Source organism: Actinomycetota bacterium (assembly GCA_030774015.1).
Taxonomy (GTDB): Bacteria; Actinomycetota; UBA4738; order UBA4738; family JACQTL01; genus JALYLZ01.
On sequence record JALYLZ010000148.1, the window covers coordinates 34536 to 41985 of the forward strand.

At 72.6% G+C, this 7450-nt stretch carries 8 protein-coding genes; all 8 read right to left on the minus strand.

Going from position 1 to position 7450, the window contains the following annotated elements:
- Positions 1–3 precede the first annotated feature (3 nt).
- Entirely contained in the window at positions 4–1146 is a 1143-nt protein-coding gene (gene sucC, locus M3Q23_14870; GenBank protein ID MDP9343342.1) for an ADP-forming succinate--CoA ligase subunit beta, read from the minus strand.
- Positions 1146–1562 carry a cobalamin B12-binding domain-containing protein gene (locus M3Q23_14875; protein MDP9343343.1) on the minus strand — a complete coding sequence of 139 codons (417 nt, stop codon included), beginning with the start codon at positions 1560–1562 and terminating at the stop codon, positions 1146–1148. Before M3Q23_14875 ends, sucC begins: the two co-directional genes overlap by 1 nt.
- A 12-nt stretch (positions 1563–1574) precedes the next feature.
- Positions 1575–2876, minus strand: coding sequence for a hypothetical protein (locus M3Q23_14880; protein ID MDP9343344.1), 1302 nt, complete (start codon positions 2874–2876; stop codon positions 1575–1577).
- Between the two features lies 1 nt (position 2877).
- On the minus strand, positions 2878–3933 hold the full coding sequence (locus tag M3Q23_14885) for a class I SAM-dependent methyltransferase (protein ID MDP9343345.1): 1056 nt from the start codon (positions 3931–3933) through the stop codon (positions 2878–2880).
- A complete protein-coding gene (locus M3Q23_14890; GenBank protein ID MDP9343346.1) occupies positions 3930–5084 on the minus strand; it encodes a glycosyltransferase family 4 protein in 1155 nt (384 codons plus the stop codon). Before M3Q23_14890 ends, M3Q23_14885 begins: the two co-directional genes overlap by 4 nt.
- A 32-nt stretch (positions 5085–5116) precedes the next feature.
- Complete coding sequence (locus tag M3Q23_14895) at positions 5117–6343, minus strand: glycoside hydrolase family 5 protein (protein ID MDP9343347.1); 1227 nt, start codon at positions 6341–6343, stop codon at positions 5117–5119.
- Positions 6343–7197, minus strand: coding sequence for a glycosyltransferase family 2 protein (locus M3Q23_14900; protein MDP9343348.1), 855 nt, complete (start codon positions 7195–7197; stop codon positions 6343–6345). Before M3Q23_14900 ends, M3Q23_14895 begins: the two co-directional genes overlap by 1 nt.
- An 8-nt stretch (positions 7198–7205) precedes the next feature.
- Positions 7206–7450: hypothetical protein (locus M3Q23_14905; protein ID MDP9343349.1), on the minus strand; the 245-nt coding region annotated here is incomplete at its 5' end.

Sequence of the window (7450 nt, forward strand, 5' to 3'; positions counted from 1 at the left end):
ACCCTACGCCGCCTTCCGGGCCAGGTCGGCGGCTCGCTGCGCCGCCTCCTGCATCGTCGCGGCCACCACCACCCGGTCGTGGGCGGCCTCCTGGAGCATCCGGCGTCCCTCCTCGGCGTTCGTGCCGTCCAATCGGACCACGATGGGCACGTTCACCTGGACTCGGCCCAGCGCCTCCAGGATCCCCTGGGCCACCAGATCGCCCCGGGTGATCCCGCCGAAGATGTTGATGAGGACGGCCCGGACGTCGGGGTCGGACAGGATCACCTCGAGCGAGGTGGCCATGACGTCGGCGCCCGCCCCGCCCCCCGCGTCCAGGAAGTTCGCGGCGCGGCCTCCGGCCTGCTGCACCAGGTCGAGGGTGGACATCACCAGCCCGGCGCCGTTGCCGATGATCCCGACCTCGCCGTCGAGCTTCACGTACTGGAGGCCCTTGTCCCTGGCCCGGGCCTCCGTGGGATCGACGGGGAAGCTGCTCCGGAGCTCGGTGATCTCCGGCTGGCGGAACAGGGCGTTGTCGTCCACCGTGACCTTCGCGTCCAGCGCGATCACCCGGCCGTCCGCCAGCAGCACCAGCGGGTTGATCTCGACCAGGGTGGCGTCGGCCGACAGCACCACCTCGTACAGCCTGCGCAGGACGTCGGCGGCGCCCTGGCGCGCCTCGGGCCGCAGGCCGCCCGTCAGCCACCGCAGCTGGTAGGCCTGGATACCCAACAGCGGGTCCACGTGCGCCCTCCGGAGCGCCGCCGGGTGTTCCCGTGCGATCTGCTCGATGTCCATCCCGCCCTCGGACGACACCATCCCCAGATACTTCCTGGCCCGGCGGTCCAGCGTCAGCGCGGCGTAGTACTCGGCGGCGATGTCGACGAGCTGCTCCACGAGCACACGGGACACCGGGGTGCCCTGGAAGCCCTCCTCCAGCATCCGGCGGGCCGCGGCCTCCGCCTCCTCCGGCGAGCCCGCCAGGACGATCCCCCCGCCCTTGCCCCGGCCGCCGATCTGGACCTGGACCTTGACCACCGCCCGCCCGTCGAAGCGCTCCGCGATGTCCCGCGCCTCCTCCGGCGTGGTGGCCACGGCGCCGTCCGGGACCGGGACGCCGTGGCGGGCGAGGATTTCCTTGCCCTGGTGCTCGTACAGGTCCATCAGCCGGCCGGGGCCCGGTCTTTTCGGGCCAGGCGCTCGTTCAGCCAGGCCACGATGTCCCCGGTGGGGGTTCCCGGCGTGAAGATCGCCTCGATGCCGGCCTCCCTGAGCTTCGGGATGTCGTCCTTCGGGATGATCCCGCCGCCGAACACCACCACGTCGTCGGCGCCCTGCTCGCGGAGCAGCTTCACGACCTTGGGGAACAGGGTCATGTGCGCTCCGGAGTGGATGGAGAGGCCGACGCCGTCGGCGTCCTCCTGGATGGCGGCCTCCACCACTTGCTCGGGCGTCTGGTGCAGGCCCGTGTAGATGACCTCGAAGCCGGCGTCACGGAGGGCCCGGGCCACCACCTTCGCGCCCCGGTCGTGCCCGTCCAGACCGGGCTTGGCCACGATGATCCGGTACTTCTCCGGCATGAGCGTTCGGAACTATACCCACGAACCCCGGGGAGCCGCGGAGGAGGGTTCGCGACCGGCGGGAGCCGCTCGGCGACGGGACTCGTCGAGGGCGCGACGCCACTGCGACCAGTACAGGGCCAGGGACATCCACGTGGCCACGGCCATGCCGAAGGCTGCCCCCCGCGCCCCGTCCACCGCGGCCCCTGCCACCGTGCAAGCGAGGACGAGCACGGCGGCGATGGTCCTGGCGCGAAGTCCTCTCCGGGCCGCCGCGAGCGCGCGCAGCCCCGTGTAGGCGCCGCCGGTGGCCCCCAGCCCGACCATCACCAGGGCCAGGGGGACGACGATGGCGTGCCCCGGTCCCCAGGCCCGCTCCAGGATCCCCCGGCCAACGGCGCCGGGAAGGACGGCCACCGCGGCGCCCCACGCGGCGGCCAGAGCCGCCAGGCCCCAGGAGAGCACCGCCATGGCCCGTCGGAGCCGGTCGAGGGACATGGCGGCGAGGCGGGCCGCCTCCGGGATGGTCACCAGCCCCACCCCCGTGAACAGGACGGTGATCGGGCCCATCAGGAGCTGGCCGGCCCGGAAGGCGCCCGCCGCGCCGAGGCCGGCCACCACCGACACGGCGAGGACCGCCACCTGATAGGCGCCGAAAGCCATGAACTCGCCCACGTAGCGGGGGCCGAGGTCCCGGTGGGCCCGCCACCACGCCGGCGCGCGATCGGGGCGAGGAAGGGTTCCGGCCTGGACCATCCCGACCAGGGCGGCCACGGTCCCCGACCCGCCCCAGGCCAGGAAGGCCAGTGACGAGCTCAGGATCCCGGCATCCGTCAGCAGGATCAGCGCGGGGAACAGCGCGAACGCCCACACCAGATCGTTGGCGACCGCCTTCCCTCCACGGCCCTCGTTGAAGAAGGCGTACCGCCAGGCGTCCTGGACGAGCAGCCCCGGGAGCGTGACGGCGAGCGCGACGAGCGTGCGCTGCAACGGTCCCGAGGTGGACGCCACGCCGATCAGGCTGGCCGCACTGCCGGCCAGGGCCACCAGGAGGGCCGAACCGGCGGAGGCCTGCACCCCCCGGCGCCGGTCCTCCTGCGACTGGGCGGCGAAGCGAACCACCAGCACCTCCGAGCCCAGGGCCCGGGAGATGCCGAGCGGGACGAGGTACGCCGCGAAGGCCACGCTGAACGCCCCAAACTCGGCCGGCGACAGGGCCCGCGCCACCAGCACCGCCGCCACGAAGTTGGTGAGGCTGGAGATCGACTGGTCCACCACGCCCAGGCTCAGCCGCTTCCCGAGCGCCCACACGCTCCGGCGGCTCGGGCGGTTCATCTCAGCCCCCGCGCGCCACGAGCAGGATCTCCTCCCCCAACGGCCGCATCCTCACGGCCACCTCCTCCACGCCCCGAAACAGCAGCCCCGACAGGCCCATGCGGATGGCGCCGGTGGGTTCCCGGTCTCCCTGCTGACGGAACTGCCGGGCGGCATGCCAGATGGTCCGGGCCATGACGGCCGGAGTCCTGATCTCCTGCACCTCCAGGCCGGCCCGCTCCGCGCAGGTCCGGAGGGTGGCGGGTGAGAACACGAACAGGTGCCGGGGCACGTCGAGCCCCAGCCAGAACTCGCCGAGCAGCCGGGCGCCAAGGCTGCACAGGTTCGGCGTGCGGATCACCACCACGCCCCCCGGACGCAGGACCCGCCGGCACGCCGCCAGCGTCCCGACCGGGTCCGCAACGTGTTCGATGACGTGGACCAGCGAGACGGCGTCGAAGGCCTCCCCGCGCAAAACGATGGTCCCGAGGTCGGGGGCGACCACCTCCGGCCCCAGGCGATGGGTGGCCACCTCCCGGGCCCCGGGGTCGGGCTCGACGCCCCGCACCGCCCACCCCAGGCCACGCATGCGCTCCAGCAGGTCGCCGCTCCCGCATCCCACGTCCAGCAGGCGTCCCCCGGGGCGCCGGTCGAGCCACAGCACGAACTGTCCCGCCGAGTCGACCAGGGGAGGCATCGCCGCCAGGGCCCGGCCCAGGCCGACCCGCCAGCCCGCCACCGTCGGATACTGGAACCGGCCCGCCAGGATCTCGCGGGTCAGGAACTCACGGACCCGCCCGGGCCGCCACGCCTCCTCCTGGTGGGTGAAGTACCCGTCCGCGTAGAGCTTCGGGATGTCCGCCTCAGTCGGCCGCGGATCCAGCCACTGGAGCCCGCACCCCGGGCATCGGCGGTGGCTCCACGTCCCGGGCACGCCGACGAGCCGATCCGAGAGCCTCCGGAGCACGACCGGGCCCGGCATCCCGCACAGGTAGCAGCGGTCCGTGGGCTCCGCCTCGATGCCCGCCACGTCCACGGTCTCGGGGTGTGGAGCGCGCCGTCCCGCCAGCTGCCTCAAGCGGGGACCTCCGCAAGCGTGGAGGGCTCCCGCCCGTGTTGCGCCGGCCGCCCGGAGGTCGTCGGGTCCCCGCCCCGGGCGACCTCGCGGAAGACGCGGCGCCAGTCCTCCGCGAACCGCTCGGCGCGAAACTCCCGCTCGTACTTGGCACGGGCAGCCCGCCCCATGGAACGGCGAAGCTCGGCGTCGGCGAGGAGCCCGTCGAGCCGATCGGCGATCTGGTCCGGCCGGTCCCGGTCGACCAGATAGCCGGTGGCTCCGTCCTCCACCGTGTCCCTGATCCCCCTCCACCTCGTGGCCACCGAGGGCAGGCCGAACATCGCGGCCTCCATGCACACGACCGGAAGGGACTCCGTTGGGTGCTTCGACGGGAAGCAGAAGACGTCCGCCTCCGCGTACCGATCCCACTTCCACTGGCCGCTCAGAGCTCCGGTGAACCGCATCCTCCCGCGGTGCGGTCCCGCCATCCGCTCCAGCTCGCGGCGGAACGAGTCCTGGCACGTCCCCACGAGCACGACGTCGAAGTCGCGGCCGCCATCCCACAGCAGCCGGCACCCCCGAACCAGGTCGTCGGCCCCCTTGGCGGCCGTCACGGACCCCACGAACAGCACCCGGGGGCGAGCCCGTGACCTGCGTTCCGGCCCGGCCCGGCGGCCCTCGTCGGGAATGCCGTGGGGGAGGTAGTAGATGCGCCGGGCCCCCAGGAACTGGCCGTCTGGCGGCGACCACCGGCTCAGCATGACCGCGCCGTCGGGATGGAAGAAGGCACGCCGCACGGCCCTGCCCACGACCGGGACCCGGAGGTAACGGGGGAGCGCCTCACACAGTCCCCCCGCGTGGAAGTGGAACACGATCCGAGGGCAGAACGGCCGGATGGCCAGGAGCGTGACGGCGTCCCGCACCAAGGGGACCGGCCGGGGGGACGGCGGGTAGTAGACGACGTCGGGGCGGAACCGCCGGATGGCGCTGAGGGTCCTCCAGATCACCGACGCAAGGTGGGCCCCCTTGCGGATCCGAAGCCGGCCGACCTCCTCGATCGAATCCGAGTACGCCATGCGGACGTGGGCCAGCGTGACGTCCGGCATCCGGGAATCCAGGAGCGCGCGGATCACGACGGCCTGGCCGTGGAAGGGAGGGGGAGTCTGTCCCACCACGAGCACCCGGAGCCGGCGACCGGTCGCCGTCAGAACCCACCCCTCAGGATGGGAAGCAGCCCGGCCTTCGGCGTGTGGATGTCGTCCTGCTCCTCGAACGCGCCGGCCCCGTACAGCCACACCGCCCACCCCACCCCGTTCTTCTTGCAGAACGCCATCAGCTTCCGCAGACTGGCCTGCCACTGCGGATAGGGATCCCCTATCGTTCGGTTGAACGCCGTGAACTCCCCGATCCACAGCGGGACGTGGAACGTCGCGGCCCGCTGCACGGACTGCTTCATGGTGGGCGCGCCCTTGGCCCAGTTGAGGGCGTAGAAGTGGTCGGCCATCACGGCGTCGGAGAGCTGCGGCTTGCGGTTCACCGACCACGTGTCGAGCCGCCTGCTGAAGTGGTCCTCGAAGATCAGCACGGCCCGCGTGTTCACCGCTCGGATCTGCTTGGCCACCCGCTCATAGAACGCCGCCAGGTTCAGGTCGGCCGGTCGGAGGCCCTTCACCAGGGCCGGAGGGTAGGGGCCGGTCAGCAGGTCGTACGGCTCGTTCATGATGTCGAGCGCGACGATGTTGGAATCGCTCTTGTAGCGCCGGAGCAGGAACTTCCAGGCCCCCGCGAACTGGAGCTGGAGCTTCTTGCTCGAGAAGAAGGCCTTCTCCGCCTTCACCAGCTCCGCCTGGCCGCCGCCCTTCGGGTACAGCCACGCCGGAAGCCCCCACCCCTCGCACTGGATCGACCCGTCGGACAGCGGGAGCCCCTTGAACGCGGGCGACCACCGGGCCTGGTACATCTGGAGGATCACCGGCACGCCGGCCGCACGGAAGCTGGCCAGCGCGTCGTCCAGAGCCTTCAGGTAGGCCTGGTTGTAGGACTGGGGTCCCTTGGGCTGGAGGTTCGCCCACGAGACGTTCACGCGGACCGAGTTGAACCCCCAGCTCTTCACGTCGGAGGCGGCGAAGGACGGGATCGGCTGCCAGCCCGGGCATCCGTCCGCGGTGGTTCCCTCGGTCCCGTCGCCCACACCGAGATGGACGAAGCTCAGGCTGAGCAGTCGGGTCCGCCGGTTGTGGGCATCCACGATGGCGGTCCCGCACACGTGCAACGGCGGCGTGAACGGGTGGATCTCCTTGCCCACCGTGCACCCCGCCGCCACGGAGACGGGCCCGCCGCCCCCGGCCGCTCCCGGGATGGCCGGGGCCGCCGAGCATCCCATGGCCACGAGGAGGACGCCGGCCAGAGCGACGGAGCGGATCTTGACCATCAGCTGCCCCCTGCCCACACGCGCGATTCCCGGGCGCGCACGCGGCGCACGCGCGCACCCAGACCATTTACCCATTCCTTGGCCGTCACCAGCACCCGATAGGCCTCCGCCTCGACCGGGCCCCGGGCCTTGGCCAGCTCCCGGTGCCGCGCCTCGATGAACTGGCTCCGGGCCCGATCCGGCAGCTGCTTCCAGGAATGCCCCGACAGGTGCCGGACCCGGCCAACCGGGACGAACCACACCTCCCAGCCGGCCCGTCGCATCCGCCGGCACAGGTCCAGGTCCTCCCCGAACAGGAAGATGGACTCATCGAACCACCCGATCCGGTCCAGGGCCCTGGCCCGGGCGAGGAGGTACGACCCGATGACGTACTCCGTGCGGTGCGCCCGCTGGTGGTCCCGGAGCGGCCGGGCCACACCGAGCGCCGCCGGGAGCCCGACGCTTTCCGCGACCAGGCGGCCGAGGCTGAGGTCGCGCTGGGAGTTCGGGAACGGCGTGCCGTCGCCGGTGGTCATGCGGGGAGCGGCCGCTCCGGCCAGCGGGTGCCACTCCAGGAACTCGAGCAGCGCCTGGACGGTCCCGGGTTCCTGGATCGCGTCGGGGTTCGCCAGCACGACATGGGGCTGCCGCACGTACGGCCTGGCGCTGTTCACGGCCCGGCCGAAGCCCACGTTCCCGGGGGACTCGAGATAGACGACCCCGTCCACGGCCCGAGCCCGCCGCTCCGTATGGTCGCCGGGGCTGTTGTTGACGACCACGATGGCGTCGACCGCGCGGTCCGCCCGGAGGGCCTCCAGGCACCGCCGGATGACGTCCCCAGAGCGGTAGGCGACCACGATCGCGTCGGCCCGCATGCTCCCCCCTACGCCACCGTCGGGGCGGGCCGGGCCGCGGCGACCCGCCGGATGCCGGGGCGCTGCCCGGGCTCGGCCAGGGGCATAGCCCGGGCCGCCATCGTGGCGTACTCGGCCTTCAGCAGCATGGCCCCGACCAGGATGGCCTGCGGGACCTCCCAGTAGTTCTCCGCGAACCCGAGGAAGAACAGCATCAGGGTGGCGGCGGCGACGGCCCACCCCAGGGCGCGGCTGCCGGGACGGCGGCTTCGCC